This is a genomic window from Acinetobacter marinus (genome assembly GCF_900096915.1).
Classification (GTDB): domain Bacteria; phylum Pseudomonadota; class Gammaproteobacteria; order Pseudomonadales; family Moraxellaceae; genus Acinetobacter; species Acinetobacter marinus.
Genome location: NZ_FMYK01000001.1, coordinates 274,296 through 292,518, shown reverse-complemented (window position 1 = coordinate 292,518; position 18,223 = coordinate 274,296). Strand labels below are relative to the sequence as shown.

Annotated in this window: 19 protein-coding genes; 13 read left to right on the top strand and 6 right to left on the bottom strand. The window is 42.3% G+C overall.

Going from position 1 to position 18,223, the window contains the following annotated elements; genetic code table 11:
• Positions 1-108 precede the first annotated feature (108 nt).
• Entirely contained in the window at positions 109-1,266 is a 1,158-nt protein-coding gene (locus BLQ60_RS01370; RefSeq protein WP_171259025.1) for an alpha/beta fold hydrolase, read from the bottom strand.
• Positions 1,267-1,468: 202 nt separating this feature from the next.
• Here BLQ60_RS01370 and BLQ60_RS01365 point away from each other — a divergent pair, with 202 nt between their 5' ends.
• The 4 genes from BLQ60_RS01365 to BLQ60_RS01350 all read left to right on the top strand — a co-directional run bounded on the left by BLQ60_RS01365 (position 1,469) and on the right by BLQ60_RS01350 (position 5,245).
• The gene (locus tag BLQ60_RS01365) at positions 1,469-2,668 is read left to right on the top strand and encodes an O-succinylhomoserine sulfhydrylase (protein WP_092614898.1); all 1,200 of its coding nucleotides are present in this window, start codon (positions 1,469-1,471) and stop codon (positions 2,666-2,668) included.
• Between the two features lie 202 nt (positions 2,669-2,870).
• Positions 2,871-3,200: a YbaB/EbfC family nucleoid-associated protein gene (locus BLQ60_RS01360; protein WP_092614895.1), complete on the top strand. Its 330-nt coding sequence runs from the start codon at positions 2,871-2,873 to the stop codon at positions 3,198-3,200.
• Positions 3,201-3,419: 219 nt separating this feature from the next.
• Positions 3,420-4,022 carry a recombination mediator RecR gene (gene recR, locus BLQ60_RS01355; RefSeq protein WP_092614892.1) on the top strand — a complete coding sequence of 201 codons (603 nt, stop codon included), beginning with the start codon at positions 3,420-3,422 and terminating at the stop codon, positions 4,020-4,022.
• Between the two features lie 95 nt (positions 4,023-4,117).
• Positions 4,118-5,245, top strand: a complete 1,128-nt coding sequence (locus BLQ60_RS01350; protein WP_092614890.1) for a ribonuclease D — start codon at positions 4,118-4,120, stop codon at positions 5,243-5,245.
• Between the two features lie 162 nt (positions 5,246-5,407).
• Here BLQ60_RS01350 and rnt read toward each other — a convergent pair whose 3' ends face one another.
• On the bottom strand, positions 5,408-6,076 hold the full coding sequence (gene rnt / locus BLQ60_RS01345) for a ribonuclease T (protein WP_092614888.1): 669 nt from the start codon (positions 6,074-6,076) through the stop codon (positions 5,408-5,410).
• Between the two features lie 17 nt (positions 6,077-6,093).
• A complete protein-coding gene (gene pyrC, locus BLQ60_RS01340) occupies positions 6,094-7,128 on the bottom strand; it encodes a dihydroorotase (RefSeq protein ID WP_092615968.1) in 1,035 nt (344 codons plus the stop codon).
• A 289-nt stretch (positions 7,129-7,417) separates the two neighbouring features.
• Between pyrC and BLQ60_RS01335 the strand changes: the two genes are divergently transcribed.
• From BLQ60_RS01335 to BLQ60_RS01305, 7 genes are all read left to right on the top strand, one after another.
• Positions 7,418-7,756: a YcgL domain-containing protein gene (locus BLQ60_RS01335; RefSeq protein WP_092614886.1), complete on the top strand. Its 339-nt coding sequence runs from the start codon at positions 7,418-7,420 to the stop codon at positions 7,754-7,756.
• 2 nt (positions 7,757-7,758) lie between these two features.
• Positions 7,759-8,184, top strand: coding sequence for a hypothetical protein (locus BLQ60_RS01330; protein ID WP_092614884.1), 426 nt, complete (start codon positions 7,759-7,761; stop codon positions 8,182-8,184).
• A gap of 32 nt (positions 8,185-8,216) precedes the next feature.
• Complete coding sequence (locus BLQ60_RS01325) at positions 8,217-9,062, top strand: AAA family ATPase (RefSeq protein WP_092614882.1); 846 nt, start codon at positions 8,217-8,219, stop codon at positions 9,060-9,062.
• A 24-nt stretch (positions 9,063-9,086) separates the two neighbouring features.
• Positions 9,087-10,274: a vWA domain-containing protein gene (locus BLQ60_RS01320; RefSeq protein WP_092614880.1), complete on the top strand. Its 1,188-nt coding sequence runs from the start codon at positions 9,087-9,089 to the stop codon at positions 10,272-10,274.
• A gap of 120 nt (positions 10,275-10,394) precedes the next feature.
• Positions 10,395-11,603: a tryptophan synthase subunit beta gene (trpB, locus tag BLQ60_RS01315; protein ID WP_092614879.1), complete on the top strand. Its 1,209-nt coding sequence runs from the start codon at positions 10,395-10,397 to the stop codon at positions 11,601-11,603.
• Between the two features lie 376 nt (positions 11,604-11,979).
• Positions 11,980-12,210, top strand: a complete 231-nt coding sequence (locus BLQ60_RS01310; protein ID WP_092614877.1) for a hypothetical protein — start codon at positions 11,980-11,982, stop codon at positions 12,208-12,210.
• A 160-nt stretch (positions 12,211-12,370) separates the two neighbouring features.
• The gene (locus tag BLQ60_RS01305; protein WP_092614875.1) at positions 12,371-12,643 is read left to right on the top strand and encodes a hypothetical protein; all 273 of its coding nucleotides are present in this window, start codon (positions 12,371-12,373) and stop codon (positions 12,641-12,643) included.
• Between the two features lie 413 nt (positions 12,644-13,056).
• Here BLQ60_RS01305 and BLQ60_RS01300 read toward each other — a convergent pair whose 3' ends face one another.
• Positions 13,057-13,434, bottom strand: coding sequence for a DUF1304 domain-containing protein (locus tag BLQ60_RS01300; protein WP_092614873.1), 378 nt, complete (start codon positions 13,432-13,434; stop codon positions 13,057-13,059).
• 176 nt (positions 13,435-13,610) lie between these two features.
• Between BLQ60_RS01300 and BLQ60_RS01295 the strand changes: the two genes are divergently transcribed.
• A complete protein-coding gene (locus BLQ60_RS01295) occupies positions 13,611-14,231 on the top strand; it encodes a DUF1287 domain-containing protein (RefSeq protein ID WP_092614871.1) in 621 nt (206 codons plus the stop codon).
• Positions 14,232-14,298: 67 nt separating this feature from the next.
• Here the strand turns inward: BLQ60_RS01295 and BLQ60_RS01290 are convergent, their stop codons facing one another.
• The gene (locus BLQ60_RS01290; RefSeq protein ID WP_092614868.1) at positions 14,299-16,725 is read right to left on the bottom strand and encodes an ABC transporter permease; all 2,427 of its coding nucleotides are present in this window, start codon (positions 16,723-16,725) and stop codon (positions 14,299-14,301) included.
• Between the two features lie 2 nt (positions 16,726-16,727).
• Entirely contained in the window at positions 16,728-17,462 is a 735-nt protein-coding gene (locus tag BLQ60_RS01285) for an ABC transporter ATP-binding protein (RefSeq protein WP_092615965.1), read from the bottom strand.
• Between the two features lie 90 nt (positions 17,463-17,552).
• Here BLQ60_RS01285 and BLQ60_RS01280 point away from each other — a divergent pair, with 90 nt between their 5' ends.
• A complete protein-coding gene (locus BLQ60_RS01280; protein ID WP_092614865.1) occupies positions 17,553-18,200 on the top strand; it encodes an arylesterase in 648 nt (215 codons plus the stop codon).
• The last annotated feature ends 23 nt before the right edge of the window (positions 18,201-18,223 follow it).

Here is an 18,223-nt window from a genome sequence, read left to right as displayed (position 1 = left end):
AAAATTCAATTGAATTGCGCAGTTAATCTAACATGCAAAACGAAGACATGGGGATTAAACTTTGTACGGATAAATAGGTGGAAAGCGCTGATTTGAATATTGCTATTTTTAATGCAGTTGAGAACGCTGTGTTAGCCACGTTTGGAGTTCTGCCCAAAACACTGAGGCATTTTGACGACCAGAAATCATGCCAAGATGACCGCCTGGGGCAGATTGCAGCTGAATGTCATGACTTGAAGTGATATTCAGCAAAGGGTGTAGCGCTTGCTCGGTAACAATGTCGTCATTGTCCCCGTAGACCAACAACAAAGCACTGTGAATTTTTTGAAAATCAAAATGATGATGTTTATACATGGCTTGACCGTGTTTCAACGGATTTTGTAACCACACCCAAAAAATCAGATCACGCACAATCGCCCCAGGGTAATCGACCATATCATCTAAAAAATCGGAGAGCGTTGCATGGGCGCTGACCACATCTAAATCGTGCGAATGGCGCAACATTTGCCAATGGGTATTCAAGGTTTTCATTGGATTTAACAGCTTATAGCCAATCGAATTTAGCCATGCAGGGCTATGAATCCATTGTAGATTCATCTGATGTGCCAGCCAGTCTTGTTTGTGCTGTTGATCGACTGCAAACATCGCAAAGGATTTGGCGAAGAGTTGTCCGATCCAGCCTGACGCATGGGTATCAATCGGACTGCCCATAATCACCAGATTACGAATCTGCTGATCTTGACCTGATGCGGCATAAAGCAAACTAAAAATACCACCCAAACTCCAACCATGAATCGAAATCTCTTGGCAACCCGAATGCTGACGTGCGGCTTGGATAAATTTTGGAATCGCGGTAAAAATAAAATATTCAAAGTCTAAGTGGCGATCTTGGCGATCTAAATTGCCCCAATCCATCAAATACACCTCAAAACCATGCTGATTTAAATAGCCGATCAGGGAACGATCTGGAAATAAATCATAAATCGACATTTTGACTGCCAACGGCGCAATCATGATCAGTGGAATCTGTTGAGGGGAATCCTGAGGAGAGTGTTGTGCAGGATAGTAACGCAGTTTAGATTTCCCCAAGGTTGCGATCACTTGATAAGGCAATTGTTGCGATTGAATCTGTGTAGCATGATCAAAAATACGTTGACGCAAATGCTTGGTCGCTGGTTTAAGTCGAGTGCGATACAGACGCCCCATTTTTTGGCGTTGAAGTTGTACTTTAGATTTGGGTTTTCTGAGTAAACTGAGTAAAGACACGTGTTTGCATTTCATCCATGTGTTGCTGCATTCGCTGATGCAGTGATCCGTCATCATTCATCTTCGGGCATTGGCAATAGAAAGTCGAGTATTTTCACTGCACTGTAGCGAACTTTTTCAGATTTTACCTTGACCAAAACTATCAGCACTAGCACAATGAAGCGAGTTTTTTGTATAGGGCAGTCGACTTGACTGTAAACACATGTCCCAATCCTCTGATGCTTTTGAAGAACAAGAATACGCTTTAGCCACTTTGGCGATTCGTACAGGTCATGATCGTACCCATGAGGGCGAACATAGCGAACCGATTTTTTTAACCTCATCTTTTGTCTGTGAAAGTGCTGCCGATGCTGAGGCGAAATTTTCAGGGAAAATCGAAGGCAATACCTATTCTCGCTATACCAATCCGACTGTACACACCTTTGAAAAGCGTCTCGCAAAATTAGACGGCGCTGAGCGTGCGATTGCCACCAGTTCAGGAATGGCTGCAATTCATGCGATGTGCATGGCATTTTTAAAAGCGGGCGATCACGTGGTGTGCTCCCGTGCTGTATTTGGCTCGATTATTTCGTTGTTTGAGAAATATGTGATGAAGTTCGCTGTGGAGGTGACCTTTGTCGATCTTGAAGATATAGATGCATGGAAAAATGCAGTTCGTCCAAATACACGCTTATTATTTATCGAAACCCCATCAAATCCGCTAGCACAAGTCGGTGATATGCAGGCGATTGCCGATATTGCCCATGCGCAGGGTGCATTATTTGCGGTGGATAATTGTTTCTGTACCCCGATCTTGCAACAGCCAATCAAATATGGCGCGGATTTGGTGCTCTATTCAGCGACCAAATATATCGACGGACAAGGGCGTGCGCTCGGCGGTGCGGTAGTCGGCAGTCATAAACTGCTCGAGGAAGTCAATGGTGTGATTCGTACGCTGGGCAACTCGATGAGTCCGTTTAATGCATGGATTTTCTTAAAAGGTTTAGAAACCTTGAATATCCGCATGAAAGCGCACTGTGAAAATGCGCAAAAACTGGCTGAGTGGCTTGAGCAACATGACAATGTTGAAAAAGTCTATTATGCAGGCTTGCCAAATCATCCACGCCATGCGCTTGCTAAGTCACAGCAAAAAGGCTTCGGTGGTGTGGTCTCGTTCGTGGTAAAAAATGGACGGAAAGGTGCATGGCATGTGATTGATAGCACGAAGTTTTTGTCAATTACCAGTAACTTAGGTGATGTCAAATCCACCATTACCCATCCTGCGACCACTTCACATGGCAGAATGTCAGATGAAGCGAAACAAGCTGCTGGCATTGCCGAAGGTTTGATTCGGGTTTCTGTTGGACTAGAAGATATTGATGATATTATTTACGACTTAAAACGTGGTTTAGACCAACTCTAGGAAATTCGATAAACCATCTGCGTAGGCAAATTTCTGCGTTGCTCCTTGCTCGCAATCCTCATGTACCTTATGTACACTGCGGTTGCTGTGCGAGGTGCGCCTTGAAATTTATACTACTCGCTAGGTTTATCAAAGCTTCTTATATCTTTATAAAGATATGAAAATTTGAAACTGATTTAATTTTAAATGAAAGGATAACACTATGAATATCAATATGTTGATGCAACAAGCACAGCGTATGCAAAAAGATATGGAAGAAAACATCAAGAAAGCCAAAGCAGAGCTTGCACAGACTGAAGTGCATGCAGAAGCTGGTGGTGGTCTGGTCAAAGTGACCATGACCGCTCGCTTTGTAGTGAAACGCATCGAAATCAATCCTGAATTATTGCAAGATGATGCCGATATGATCGAAGACTTGATTGCTGCTGCGGTCAATGATGCTGTGCGTCAAGCCGAAGAAATTTCAGATGAAAAACTCAAAGGTGCGAATAGTGGTATGGGGTTGCCACCAGGTCTGTCAGGTATGTTCTAAAGGGAATACGGAAAACCACCTGCGTATGCAAATTTCTGCGTTGCTCCTTGCTCGCAATCCTCATGTACATTATGTACACTGCGGTTGCTGTGCGAGGTGCGCCTTGAAATTTTCATTACTCGCTAGGTTTTTCGAATCCCCTAAATTTAATGCGCTAAATTAAATTAGGGCATTTTATTCAATCAAAATTTATCATTTAGTTTGTTGTGTTCTTGAGTTATGTATAGCGATCGCTTTAGTTTTCTTGTGCAAAAGTTGCGTTTATTGCCCAGTGTCGGCTCCAAGTCTGCACAGCGTATGGCATTGCATTTGCTCTTGCGCCAGCGTGTCGGTGCATTGGAACTCGCTCAAGCGATCACCGATGCGGTAGAACACATTCATGAATGTTCGATTTGTCATTCATTGACTGAGTTGGATGTCTGTGAAATTTGCTTGGATACCGAGCGAGATCAGCAAGTGCTCTGTGTGGTGGAATCGCCTGCGGATGTGTTTGCAATTGAGCATAGTGGTAGTTTCAAAGGACGTTATCACGTATTACATGGTCATTTGTCACCGCTTGATGGCATTGGTCCTGAAGAAGTGGGTATTCCGCACCTTTTGAAACGATTAAGTGATGGGAAAATTCAGGAAATCATTCTTGCCACCAATGCTACAGTGGAAGGTCAAGCGACCGCACACTATTTGGTCGAAGCCTGTCGGCATTTGCCTGTGCGGATTAGTCGCATTGCGCAGGGCGTACCGCAAGGTGGTGAGCTAGAATATGTCGATAGTCATACCTTGCATCAGGCCTTGACGCATCGTCTGCAGTTAAACCAAGATTAAGTTTTAGTATTTAGATTGTTTTTTGTTTAAGTTGTTTTTATTTAAATTCTTTTTTGATTAAATTATCAGTCTAGTGTGATTGATTAAGGAATCCCATGCACTATCAATGGATTGCATCGCAAGCTGCTTTGCCAGCAATCATCCAAAAATTAAAACAAAGCCATAGTCATGCGCTCGATACCGAGTTTATTAAGGTCGATACCTTATATCCAAAATTAGGTGTTTTACAGATCAATGTCGATGGTCAAGTCTATCTGGTCGATGGCAATCTCGATCTGTCGATACTTTGGCAAGCCATTTTTACAGCTAAACAAAATATCTTCCATGCTTGTGGTGAAGATGTTGATCTGATTTATCATTATGCACAGCAAAAACCACTGACTAATATTTTTGATACCCAAGTTGCGATGGCGTTTCTCGGTTATGGCATGCAAGTTGGCTATCAGGCTGCGGTAGAAACGATTTTAAATATACAAGTGGAAAAAGATCAGACTCGATCGGACTGGTTAGCACGCCCGCTGAGTCCAGAGCAAGTGCAGTATGCAGCCAATGATGTGTTGTATTTACAACAACTCGCTGAGCGATTGATTGAAGATTTGAAACAGAAAAATCTCTATGACTACGTGATTGAAGACTGTCAAAGCTATTGCTTATCTTTGGCGCAGAATTATTCTCCCGAAGATGCCTATCTGGATATGGCGAACTTTCGGCATAGTTCAAAACAACTCATGCAACTCAAACAACTGATGACATGGCGTGAGGAACTAGCGCTTCGAGAAAATAAGCCACGCAGTTATATCTTGAAAAATGGTGCCATTCAAAAAATCTTAGAACGCAATCCAAAAACCTTTCATCAATTGGCGGGTCAATATGAGATTCGATCAGGGATTTTACGGGAACATGGCAAACATATTTTAAGTCTGATCAATGAGTTACCTGATCCATCGACATGGTTAAAACGTTTGCCACGCCCGTATCGCTATCAGCTTGCGGAGACCAGCGTGGCGATTGAGCAATTATTAAATCAAGTCAGCCGAGATTTATCTGTACCGATCGATACTTTGATGCGTAAAAAATGGATGACACAACTGCAAGTCTTTGCCACTCAAGAACATGCGGATATTCAAACACTGAATCCGTATTTATTGGGCTGGCGTTTAGACCTGATTACCAAGCCAATTCTTGAGTTAATTCGCAAAGATCAAGGTGCTGCACGTCAATAAAATATGTACTGTCATCATACAAAAAATAGTGAGAAAAATTGATGATGAAAAAAGCGAGCGCACTGTAATGGCTCGCTTTTTTTGTGTTGATGTATCGTACTGCATATCAATCAAGCATTTTTAGATTGAATGCCAACAAATGAAAATCAATAAATCCAATGCTTAGGCTTTGCTGTCGGGGTTGACAGGCGTGTATTGAATTGCATTATTCATCAGATAACAAAACAGCTCAGCGGTTTTTTGTGTGTCGTACAAGGCAGAATGAGCTTCTTTGCCATCAAACTCAATCCCAGCTTGAATACAAGCACGCGCCAAAACAGTTTGCCCAAATGCAGCAGCACTGAGCGATACCGTATCAAACACCGAAAAGCTATGAAATGGATTTTGATTTTTGGTGCTTGTACGGGCAATTGCAGCTTGTAAGAACCCTAAATCAAAATGCGCATTGTGCCCCACAAGCACACAATGGGTACAATGCTGAGCACGACGCACTTCATTTAAGGCTTTGAAAATACGTTTAAGTGCATCACGTTCATTTTCCGCCATCGCCATGCGCATCGGATTAAATGGATCGATGCCTGTGAAATCGAGCGAGCGACGATCAAGATTTGCGCCTTCAAATGGGTTGATATGTGCTTGAAATGCTTCACCTTGGATAAATTTGCCATGTTCATCATAGACAATTGGAATACAGGCAATTTCTAATAACGCATCTGTTTGTGCATTAAATCCTGCGGTTTCCACATCGACCACCACAGGTAAAAAACCACGGAAGCGTTGCCCAATAACAGGCGTTTGGTTTTCTTGCTGATTTGGATTTTCAATACTCATTTTTGAATCTTATCCTTTTAAGCAACAGACCAATCTAAAGTCTGACCAGCGTGAAGCGGAATAATGTCATCATTTGGCAAATACTCCATACGCTCGGCAATGGTTTGCGGTTTTCGGATCAAAGTCATGGTGCTGGTATTGCGTGGCAACTCATAAAAGTCTGCACCAAAATGACTTGCAAAGCCTTCAAGTTTTTCAATTTTACCCATTTGATCAAAGGCTTGTGCATAGAGTTCAATCGCATAAGGCGCACTATAACAACCCGCACAGCCACAGGCATTTTCTTTTTTGCTTTGTGCATGCGGTGCAGAGTCTGTGCCTAAGAAAAATTTGGGATTGCCACTGGTCGCCACTTCAAGCAAGGTGGTTTGATGGCTTTGGCGTTTTAAAATCGGCAAGCAATAGAAATGCGGTCTCACGCCACCAACCAACATATCGTTACGATTAAACAGTAAATGTTGTGGGGTGATGGTTGCTGCCACATTACGACCTTGTTCTAGGACAAAGTTGGCTGCATCAGCCGTCGTGATGTGTTCAAGTACCATTTTGAGGTTAGGAAATTGACGCAATAAAGGGGTCAATACTTCATCCAAAAAGCGCTTTTCACGATCAAAAATATCGACGTGATTGTGAGTCACTTCGCCATGCAGCAAAAGCGGAACCTGATGTTCTTCGAGTTGTTCGATGACATGATAGACCTTGCGAATATCACTGACGCCACTGTCAGAATTGGTGGTTGCGCCCGCAGGATAGAGCTTAATCGCATTGACTTCAGTCGATGCTTTGATTTTTACCACTTCTTCAGGCGCAGTATGATCGGTAAAATACAGCACCATACGTGGATCAAAACTCAGACCTTCAGGCACATGCGCCATGATGCGTTCACGATAGGCTTGCGCCTCGCTCACAGTTTTTACAGGCGGTACCAAGTTTGGCATACAAATCACACGGTTAAACTGACGGGCGAGGTCAGGTACTGTGCGTTTTAAAGACTCACCATCACGAAGATGTGCGTGCCAATCATCAGGTTGTAAAATAGTGATGCTATCCAAGACGTTCATACCGCAAATAAGATTGCGCCCATGATAAAGCAAAAACCTTAAATATCCTAAGTGTATTGTGCGAAAAATGGCGGACAATCCGCCTATAGAATGAAAACATTTGTCGATGTTCAGTCGTGGTAACTTCTCAGTCATCATTTGCGATGTGCATGGTGAAAATTGCGTGTATGCTGAATTGAATTGCGCATTTAGACTTAAAAACAGCTTCAAGGTATAATCTGCCTCAGTTTAGGTTTTATTTATAGAAGCCGTTTTTTCAAGAATCTCCAAAGGAACGCAAATGATTTGTGATATTTATCGCTCAAGCAAACGTGATGAGATGTACCTTTATGTGGCACGTCCCGCACAACAGCATCAAGAACAGCAACACAATCAAGCGTGTGCAGAGGACGATCAGCCTGCCGATCCATTTGTCAATGTGCCTGAGAGCATGCAAAAAGCCTTTGGTCGTGCAACCTTCGTAATGCAACTCGAACTGACTGAACAACGAAAATTAGCCCGTGTCTCCACCATGCGTGTACTTGATGCGTTACAAACCCAAGGCTATTTTGTGCAGATGCCACCCGATGGTTTGATCAATCCGAATGCGGTTGCGCCTGAAGGATTGCGAGGAGCATAAGCATGGATCAGTTTTTAGCAGGCTTGCAGTCGTGGTGGTACAGTTTTCTCAGTTTATTTGATGCGATTCCAGAAGATACCATCGCCATTACCGTCTATGTTGGCGGGACAATCGTTGCATTATGTTGCTGGTATAGCGTGGCGAGACGCTTGCCGAGTCCGCTCGGTGCATTAACGTGGATTATTCTCTTTGCCTGTTTGGCGACTCCCACCGTCTCAGAAGGTGAAAATGCAGGGCTTGCACCTGCCTTGATCGGGATGATTTTTGGAATATTAACCAAAGAGCAAAATCTGATTTGGTCGAATTTGTCGGCGATTTTATTTGTGGCGGCGGTGTGTTTCTTGGTGATGTTTTTTTGGACACGCTATCGCAACCAAAATGCTAAGACGCCCTCAAACCCAATCAACACACAGAAAAATTCTGCTTAATTGAAATAGAAAACGAAACAGGACGATTTTTCATGCAAACACAAAAATTCGAAGGCACTTCGCAATATATCGCTACAGAAAGTTTAAAGTTGGCGGTCAATGCGGCTCGAACTTTGCAAAAGCCATTATTGGTCAAAGGCGAGCCGGGTACAGGGAAAACTTTGTTGGCGGAGCAAGTGGCAGATAGTTTGGGCATGAAATTGATCACTTGGCACATCAAATCCACCACCAAAGCACAGCAAGGTTTGTACGAATACGATGCGGTGTCACGTCTGCGTGATAGTCAGCTCGGTGATGATCGAGTTTATGATATTAAAAATTACATTAAACCCGGAAAATTGTGGGAAGCCTTCACCAGTGAAGAGCGTTGCGTACTGTTGATTGATGAAATTGATAAGGCAGATATTGAGTTTCCAAACGACTTATTGCATGAACTGGATCGTATGGCGTTTTACGTCTATGAAACAGGCGAAACCATCAGCGCAAGTCAACGTCCGATCGTAATTATTACTTCAAATAATGAAAAAGAATTGCCTGATGCGTTCTTGCGTCGTTGTTTCTTCCATTACATCGAATTCCCTGATGAAGCAACCATGCGTCAGATCATTGATGTGCATTTTTCTAAAATTAACAACACATTAGTCTCAGAAGCGCTGCAAGTTTTCTTTAAATTACGTGATGTGCCAGGTTTGAAAAAACCACCATCAACCAGCGAATTAATTGATTGGTTACGATTGCTCATGGCAGATGATGTGCCTGAGGATGTACTGCGCAATCGTGATAAGAGTTCTGCGATTCCACCGATGTATGGTGCATTGCTCAAGAATGAACAAGATGTACAGTTGCTTGAGCGTTTAGCCTTTATGTCACGTCGCTAAGCGCAAGCAGACGAGGGCAGAACGATGTTTATTCGCTTATTCTATAAACTGCGCAAGTATGGCGTGCCTGTCAGTACCCGTGAGTTGATTGATCTCAATCAAGCGGTTGCAGATGGAGTGATTTTCGCAGATCAAGAGCAATTTTATCAATTGGCTCGCACCGTCATGGTCAAAGACGAGCGTTATTTTGATAAATTTGATCGAGCCTTTAAAGATTATTTTGAAGGCATTGAAAGTTTTGATATTGATGATTTACTCAATCAAGTCAAACACTTGCCTAAAGATTGGTTTGACCTTGAACTTTTAGAGAAACATCTCACACCTGAGCAACGTGAAGAACTGAAAAAAGCAGGCTCACTTGAAGAATTGATGAAAATGTTGGAAGAGCGCTTGCGTGAACAACATAAAAAACACCAAGGTGGCAATCGCATGATTGGCACGGGTGGCACGTCGCCATTTGGTGCGTTTGGTGATCATCCTGAAGGTGTGCGGATCGGCGGACCAGGACGCAAAAAGTCTGCGGTGAAAGTCTGGGAACAACGTAAATATCAAAACCTCGATGATGATCAAATTCTCGGTACACGTCAGATGCAAATGGCGCTCCGTCGTCTGCGTAAGTTTGCCCGCCAAGGCGCAGAAGAAGAACTGGATATTGATTCCACCATTCAAAAAACGGCACAAAAGGGCATTTTGGATGTGCAAATGGTGCCTGAACGGCGTAATCGTATCAAAGTGTTGATGTTATTTGATATTGGCGGTTCGATGGATGCGTATATTGCGCAGTGTGAAAAACTGTTTAGTGCAGCCAAGACCGAGTTTAAAACCTTAGAATATTTTTATTTTCATAACTGTTTGTACGACTATGTGTGGAAAGACAATAATCGTCGTCAAAGTAGCCGTATGGAAACCTTTGATTTATTTCATACCTATGGCAAAGACTATCGGGTCATCGTGGTAGGTGATGCCAGTATGGCGCCGTATGAGCTATTTTCCGAAGGCGGTTCGGTTGAATATATGAATGCCGAAGCTGGTGTGGTGTGGCTACAACGTCTGCGCAAACATTTTGAAAAAACCGCATGGCTCAATCCTGAAACAGAAAGTTATTGGCAATATACCCAAACGATTCAAGGCATTAAGCAAGTCTTTGAGGATCATATGTATCCAATGACACTCAAAGGCATTGAAGACATGACTAAATATCTATCACGTTAATCCAGCGTGATAGATCAAATCAGATTCTTAACGGATACACCTACAGCGCCTTGTGCTTTACATAAGCCAAGGCTATGATCGATCCATGATGATTGATTGAAAATAAACAAGGAAATCAAAGTGACCACACAGCAATTGAATGGCGTTGCGCTACCCAACGAAGATGGATTTTTTGGAGAATATGGTGGGCAATTTATCCCGCCACATTTAAAAATCGCCATGGACGAGATCAATGTGGCGTACGAAGAAATTCGACAACAACCTGAATTTATTCAAGAGTTAAAAGATTTATTTCAATATTACGTCGGTCGACCAAGCCCATTATTTCATGCAAAACGACTTAGTGAAAAGCTCGGTGGTGCGCAGATTTATCTCAAACGTGAAGATTTAAACCACACAGGTGCGCATAAAATTAATCACTGTCTGGGTGAAGCCTTGCTGGCGAAATATATGGGCAAAAGTAAAGTCATTGCGGAAACAGGTGCGGGTCAGCATGGTGTTGCACTGGCGACAGCGTGTGCTTTGGTGGGTATTCCATGTGAAATCCATATGGGACAAGTGGATATCGAAAAAGAGCATCCAAATGTCGTCAAAATGAAGATTTTAGGTGCAAAATTAGTCGCAGTCACTCGTGGTACAGCAACCCTGAAAGATGCGGTGGATAGTGCTTTTGAAGAATATTTAAACGATCCTGAAAACTACATTTATGCCATTGGTTCAGTGGTTGGACCACATCCATTTCCAAAAATGGTGCGTGATTTTCAATCCATCATCGGCGAAGAAATTAAGCAACAATCACAGCAACAGTTTGGAAAATTGCCTGATTATATTGTTGCCTGTGTTGGCGGTGGTTCGAATGCGATTGGCGCATTTACCGCATTTTTGGCGGATGATGCGGTGCAATTAGTGGGTGTTGAGCCATCAGGCCACGGCTTAGACACGGATAAACATTCTGCAACGTTGACACTCGGCAAACCGAGTCAGATTCACGGTATGGCATGTTATGTTTTAGAGGATGAGTCTGGCGAACCTTTGCCTGTGCATTCGATCGCATCTGGCTTGGATTATCCTGGTGTTGGTCCACAGCATAGCTATCTAAAAGATGTTGGTCGTGTGCAATATGATGTGGCAAGTGATCAAGAGTGTTTGGATGCGTATATGACATTATCTCGGGTTGAAGGCATTATACCTGCGCTTGAAAGCGCACATGCTGTTGCTTGGGCGATACGCACCGCAGGCAATTTATCGAGTGACATCAATATCGTCATCAATTTATCTGGGCGTGGTGATAAAGACGCAGATTATGTTGCAGAGAAACTCGGACTCTAAGCACCAGAATACCTAGCGATATGCTGGGTATTTTCTTCCTACATATATTTCGCATAATGTACGTGATTATGTTACATAGCCGTTTTGCGAAAATGTGTTAACTCGCAAAACGGCGTTATTTAACATAGTCTGGATTCTGCGACTTTCTGCACCGATCGGGGCGGTAGGAGGAGCTTGCCGACCGTCCGCCCCGACCCGATCGGGCGCTTAAAGTCCACGTTCTCTAGTGTGGACTTAGGTGCGGAATTCCGCATTGCTTCTCATATTTCTTATATAACATACTGATTTGATTTAATTTTAAAAAATCATAAAAAATTGTAAAATATATATTTAGAGTGTATTTTGTATATACAAATGGTTCAAAATGGATTATTAAATGAACGATCCTATGAATATTATTCAACAACTTCAGCAAAGAAAGCTATTGCATCAACAAAAGGTTGATGAGATCAAAGCTGCATCTCATGAGCTTGATGATGTGATTAATTTTCGTGTTAGTAAGAGATTGAAAGCTGAATTTAATCGCATATGTAAAGATAGCCAGTCAACCATCAGTAGAGAACTGAAACGCTACATGCTTGAGGCAATTGAAAAAGAACGTATCTAATTCGAAATTTGTATTTTATTGGTGATATAGGATTACCAATAATTTGTTTTTTCAAGGAGTAAGCAACTGCTTACACCGCTGAAAAAACAACTAATCACTGTATGGGTTGACTGCAATCAACCCATACAGCTAACCACAACGATCTAGTTAGGAGATCATCATGGCTGTTATGGATTTTACACCTGTTCAGGAGCTATTAGGTAGAGAAGTTTGTTTTCAAGATCTTGCTTTTGAAGCAAGTTTTAGAGAATACAAATCATCATTTCAAAACGAAGAATTTATGAACCAGATTTATTTGGATAGATTTAAGTTTGGCAAGATTAAGGGCTGTGCTGTCACTTTGGACAACTCTGAACAATTGAGCTTTGAAATTTTGATTGATGAAACTTTTTACTCATTGAACGAAGTCAAAATGCTGTTTGTTTCAAACTAACCAGGTTAGGTTTCAAAATCCGCTTTAGAGCGGATTTTTTATTTACTACTTAAAAACGAGGATTTCAGAAAATTAAGCAATCTCTGATTGCTATAATTTTCGAAACAGAAGTTTTATAAGTAGTAGCTATATTTTATGTGTCTGTATGCGCATAGAATCGCACAGATTACATAAAACATGATTTTAGGTGTCTACCTAGCACAATAAAATTAAAATGCAGAATTTCGCATAATGTATATTATGTTAAATCGGATACGCCTAATAATAAGTTCATCTATCTCTTTCTCTAACAACAATTCAATAACTGAACTAATTTCCATTTCATTAGCTTGAATGTCTTAAAGGCACTAAACAATGAAGTGCCTTCCTTTTTAATTATTCGTGCAAAGATTGTATGATTATTTACATCAGCATTAATGATTCGCCAACCACGCCAAATTCACCAAGATCAAAGCAATTGTTGCAGGTATGGTTTGAATAAATAAAATCTTTTTACTTGCCGTCGCTGCACCATAGATTCCTGCAATCGCCACACAGCCAAGGAAAAAATTGGCAAGATAATAAGAAAATGGCTGGCTCACCAATAACGACCAAAACAAACCTGCAGCTAAAAATCCATTATACAAGCCTTGGTTCTGCGCCATGACTTTGGTCAGTTGAGCTTTTTCTAGTGTATTGCCAAAGGCTTTTAGTCCTTTAGGCTTATCCCACAAAAACATCTCTAAAACCAAAATATATACATGTAATAAGCCGATGAGTAATACCAAAATATTTGCGATGAGTTGAAGCATTTTGTGACGCTCAGTTTTTATGATATTTGCATCATATCAAAACCTTAAAGAGAATTCATTGTGCGCTCAGCGATTAAAATGACTTCGGTGTTTACAGAGTGGTACAAGACATCGATACATAAACCTTTCAAAATGAGTTCATCCATTTAACCAAATAGATACACGGACGATCATATATGGCTGATGTAAAACAAACACTGCCCTTTTCTACCCTAAAATGGCTGATTCTCATTATTGTTTTTTTGAGTTGCTTTGCGTTTGCCTCATTGAGTTATGCGATTTCAGCTCAAAAACTAGTCATTAATGCACGCAGTCAGATCGGACAGACGCTCAGCTATGATCCCGCCTACACCAAGTTGGATTATCCGATGGGCGATGTGCCCTTGTATAAAGGCGTTTGTACTGATGTGATTATTCGTGCGCTACGCCTGCAAAATATGGATTTGCAACAGCTCATTCACGAGGATATGAAAGCCAATTTTGGCGCTTATCCCAAAAAATGGGGCTTAAAAAGTACCGATCGCAATATCGACCATCGTCGTGTGCCCAATATTGCCACTTATTTTCAGCGTCAAGGCTATCGTGTACAAAAAGCGCCGTTTCAAACTGCAAAATTCCAAGCTGGCGATATTGTCACATGGGATTTGGGCAAAGGCTTGACCCATATTGGCATCGTCTCAAACCGCAAATCCGCACAGCAGATTCCCTTGATTATTCATAATATCGGTCGTGGCACGCAAGAAGAAGATATTCTACTCAGCTATAAAATCACTGGGCATTACCGCATCCTTGAGTAATCGCCTGCGAAATTCACATCATTGTCAGTTGCTTTAATAAAAGGACTGTTTGTGAGTTTAAAAATCGTTAGTTTAACGACCTCAAGCTCAGCAATGGCGCTATCTGCCACAGTTTAGCCAGCCTATAACGTCCAATCACACCGCATAAAACTGCCATCAATATCGGTAAAATGAGCCAATACCAATAATGTACCGACCACGGCATTTCCATGCGCCATGCCACGATATAGGACACCAATTCGGCAAAAGCAATCGACAAAATCCCTGCGCCAAAACCGATGAATGCCAGTTCAATTGTCAGATAGCGTTTTAAACTGTGCTGTGACATACCGATCGCCCGAAGCAAAGCCACCTCTTGACGGCGCTCGTCCATCATCAAATTCAGACAAGCCAGTAACACCAAAAGCCCTGCCGAAAACACCAAGAAAGCGAGCAGGCTCACCACTTGGGTAATGATATTGACAATACGTTTAATCTGCTCAATGATGCCATCAATATCAATAAATACAGTGGTTGGAAACTGCTGAATCACATCAATCAATTGCGCTTTTTCTGCATCAGGCACATAAAAGCTCCCAAGGTAGCTTCCTGCATTTTCATCCAAAGTGTTAGGGGAAAAAATAAAGAAAAAGTTTGGACTAAAACTTTCCCATTCCACTTTTCGTAGGCTGACCACTTGGGCTTTGAGCTCACCGTCAGGCAGTTGAAAGCCCAGTTCATCACCGATTTGAATACCCAAATTGTCCGCTGTTTCTTGCTCTACAGACACTTGATGTGTTGCAGAGAAGTTTTTCGTCCCTGCTGTTAATTCGTTATCCGCAGGAAATTGTTCAGCTTGTGTCAGATTGAGTTCACGACGTAAACTGTTATTTTCACGAATCAATTCAGGGGAAAAGGCTTGATCATTTTTTGTGACCAAGCGCCCACGAATATTGGGATAAAATGGCGTGCGATGCCAACCCTGTTGATCAACCAGATCGACTAAGGCTTTTTGATCAAACGGTGGAAGCCCATAAACAAATTGATTGGGCGTATTTTCAGGCAGTTGATTTTCCCAACGGTTTTGCAAATCACCACGCAGTAAAAACAGCACCGTAATTAAACTGAGTCCCAACGCCAAAGCAGTCATTTGCAGGCTAAGTTGAGCAGGTGCACGAAGCCATTGTTCGAATCGTGCATTACTTTTTCGAATGGTGCTCAGCACAGCCCACATCAGTAAAAATAACAACACACAAAGTAGTGCCAATGCGCCCATCACCATCAGGCTAAGCGTCAAATTTTCCGTTAAATATAGGGTGAAAATCGCAAGACTAAACACCGCCGACAGCGCCAAAGTCCAGAGTGCGACAGGATCGATCTGAGTGTTACGAAGCACACGAATCGGTGGCACTTTGGCAAGGTGTAAAATACTCGGCAAGACAAAACCTAGCAAAATCACCAAACAGGTCAAAATCGCATTCGGCAAAGGTCCAAACAAAATAGATAAGATTGAAAATTGCAGGTGAATATTTGGCATGGTGCTGAGCATCAAATTCAGCAATAAATAGCCAAAAATCACGCCAAAAACTGTACCGATGACCGTAGCAATCCCGCCAACCACACCTAGCAAGCCTAGATACGCAGAAATGATTTGCCGACGAGATGCACCCATACAACGCAGTAAGGCAATATGATCTTGATTCTGCGTCACATAACGCTGACAAGTCAGTGCAATGGCAATGCCACACAGCAATAAGGTCAATAGATTCGCCAATTGCATGAAAGTATCGAGATTACGCAGTGGTCTCATCAGCCGTGAATTACCTTCGCTTGCGACACGCAATTTCAATGGCTCTTCAATTAACTTTTTATTTTCAGTTTGAAAGGCTTGTAATTGCTCGGGTTGTCCTGCCATCAATAGTCGATAATCAATCCGACTACCCACCTGTACCGCATTGGTTCGAGCGACATCATTTTGATGAATAATCACCGTCGGCGAAAATCCTGAAAATCCTGTTTCTTGATTGGCATCATAGCTAATTTCGCCAGTCACGGTAAATGATCCATCAGCAATATCGACTTGATCACCGACTTTGACATGAAGCAAGTCAAAAACACGCGGACTGAGCCAAATTTCACCTGATTTAATCTGCTTGGTAGTCGGTGAAATATCCAGCTCACCACGTAGCGGAAAGGCATCGTCGATCGCTTTAACATTGACCATGACGAAATGCTCGCCCGTATGCGCCATCGAGCTAAATACGGTACTTTGCGAAGTCTTTAAGCCATACTGTGTTGCACTTTGTCGCCATGTATCCGCAAGTGGCTCATTGGATTCGATCAGCATATCCGAGGCAAGCAATTCCCCTGCTTGTTGTTCGATAGCATATTGGATTTGTTGATTGCTAAATCGCAGTGCAGTACTGGCGCTGATCGCCAATGCCAAAGCAACGACAAGTAAAGTAATCCCGCCACTGTGAAAACTCTGCCGAAGTAAACTTGAAAATAAACGCATACTTATACATCCATCTTCAAGTCAGATACTGCATTGCGATGTGTACTTTCCAATAGATTACCGTCTTCAAGTTGTAGCTGTCGCTGACATTGTGCAGCGAGTTTTTGATCATGCGTCACCAAAACCAATGTCGTGCCAAGCTCATGATTCATCTGAAATAAAAGCTGTTCAATCTCTTTTGCGGTATCTTGATCAAGATTCCCTGTCGGTTCATCTGCAAACACCACTTTTGGCTCTGTGACCAATGCTCTGGCAATGGCAACACGCTGTTGCTCACCACCCGAGAGTACTTTAGGCGTTTGTGACATTTGGCGAACCAGTCCGACTCGCTCAAGCATGTTTTGTGCTTTTTCTTTTGCCTCAGTGTAGCGATAAGCACTTTGCAATCGCATTGGGAGTAACACATTATCCAGTGCGCTGAGGTGTGGTAAAAGCTGAAAAGACTGAAAAACAAATCCGATATTTTCCAAACGCACTTTGGCACGTTGCTCTTCTGTCATGCTGTGAATCGCATGACCGCAGAGGTGTACTTCACCATCAAAAGGCTGATCGAGTGCTGCAAGCAAACCGAGAAGCGTTGATTTTCCTGAACCAGAACGCCCTGTGATTGCCACTTGTTCTTTTTCTACAATCTTTAAATCTATCGACTTTAAAACGTGTAGCCGTTGATCGTGGATTTGTATCACTTGTGAGAGTTTTTGCGTTTGAATAATCGTTTTTTCAGCAAGTTGTGGCATGATGAGATTCACCAAAAAAGTTTTAGGATTTTCAAGTTCAGCTTGATAAATCAGTATTTCATGCTTCAAGCCAAAGGAAAAGATTAATTCATGTACAAAGTTTTTCAGCGCTCAACATTTAAACAACTACCAAAACGACTTGCAATTGTGACTAGCCTTTGTCTGTCAGGATTAACGATTGCTCATGCCGATACTATTCTGATCATGGGTGATAGCATCAGTGCGGGCTATGGCATGGATCGTGGGCAAGGTTGGGTTGATCAACTGCAAAAACGCCTCAATCAAAAATATCCAAAGCAACATCGTGTGGTCAATGCCAGTATGAGCGGTGAAACCACCAGTGGCGCTTTGGCTCGCCTGCCGAATTTGCTGAAAAAGTACAAACCTGATGTCGTCGTGATCGAACTCGGTGGCAATGATGGTTTGCGTGGTCAACCGCCGAAAATCATTGAAAATAATCTATCAAAAATGGTACAGCTCAGCCAGAATACAAAAGCTGAAGTTTTACTATTTGGTATGAAAATCCCACCAAACTATGGCACAAAATACAGTCAAGCCTTTGAAAGTAATTATAAAACTGTGGCGACAAAATATAAAATTGAGCTACTTCCCTTTTTCCTTGATGGCGTAGCAGGACATAAAAATCTGATGCAAGCCGATCAAATCCATCCCAATGTCAAAGCCCAGTCGATACTGCTGAATTCTGCGTGGAAATATATTGAGCCAACCGTTAAGTAAAGTTATAGCCTCAATTACCTATG

Excerpts from the sequence above, each read along its gene's own strand:
- recR (WP_092614892.1), top strand. The coding sequence starts at position 3,420 with ATGTATAGCGATCGCTTTAGTTTTCTTGTGCAAAAGTTGCGTTTATTG.
- BLQ60_RS01305 (WP_092614875.1), top strand. The coding sequence starts at position 12,371 with ATGGCTGTTATGGATTTTACACCTGTTCAGGAGCTATTAGGTAGAGAA.
- BLQ60_RS01350 (WP_092614890.1), top strand. The coding sequence starts at position 4,118 with ATGCACTATCAATGGATTGCATCGCAAGCTGCTTTGCCAGCAATCATC.
- BLQ60_RS01330 (WP_092614884.1), top strand. The coding sequence starts at position 7,759 with ATGGATCAGTTTTTAGCAGGCTTGCAGTCGTGGTGGTACAGTTTTCTC.
- BLQ60_RS01365 (WP_092614898.1), top strand. The coding sequence starts at position 1,469 with ATGTCCCAATCCTCTGATGCTTTTGAAGAACAAGAATACGCTTTAGCC.
- BLQ60_RS01310 (WP_092614877.1), top strand. The coding sequence starts at position 11,980 with ATGAACGATCCTATGAATATTATTCAACAACTTCAGCAAAGAAAGCTA.
- BLQ60_RS01280 (WP_092614865.1), top strand. The coding sequence starts at position 17,553 with ATGTACAAAGTTTTTCAGCGCTCAACATTTAAACAACTACCAAAACGA.
- BLQ60_RS01360 (WP_092614895.1), top strand. The coding sequence starts at position 2,871 with ATGAATATCAATATGTTGATGCAACAAGCACAGCGTATGCAAAAAGAT.
- BLQ60_RS01335 (WP_092614886.1), top strand. The coding sequence starts at position 7,418 with ATGATTTGTGATATTTATCGCTCAAGCAAACGTGATGAGATGTACCTT.
- BLQ60_RS01300 (WP_092614873.1), bottom strand. The coding sequence starts at position 13,434 with ATGCTTCAACTCATCGCAAATATTTTGGTATTACTCATCGGCTTATTA.
- BLQ60_RS01325 (WP_092614882.1), top strand. The coding sequence starts at position 8,217 with ATGCAAACACAAAAATTCGAAGGCACTTCGCAATATATCGCTACAGAA.
- rnt (WP_092614888.1), bottom strand. The coding sequence starts at position 6,076 with ATGAGTATTGAAAATCCAAATCAGCAAGAAAACCAAACGCCTGTTATT.
- BLQ60_RS01295 (WP_092614871.1), top strand. The coding sequence starts at position 13,611 with ATGGCTGATGTAAAACAAACACTGCCCTTTTCTACCCTAAAATGGCTG.
- BLQ60_RS01320 (WP_092614880.1), top strand. The coding sequence starts at position 9,087 with ATGTTTATTCGCTTATTCTATAAACTGCGCAAGTATGGCGTGCCTGTC.
- BLQ60_RS01285 (WP_092615965.1), bottom strand. The coding sequence starts at position 17,462 with ATGCCACAACTTGCTGAAAAAACGATTATTCAAACGCAAAAACTCTCA.
- BLQ60_RS01290 (WP_092614868.1), bottom strand. The coding sequence starts at position 16,725 with ATGCGTTTATTTTCAAGTTTACTTCGGCAGAGTTTTCACAGTGGCGGG.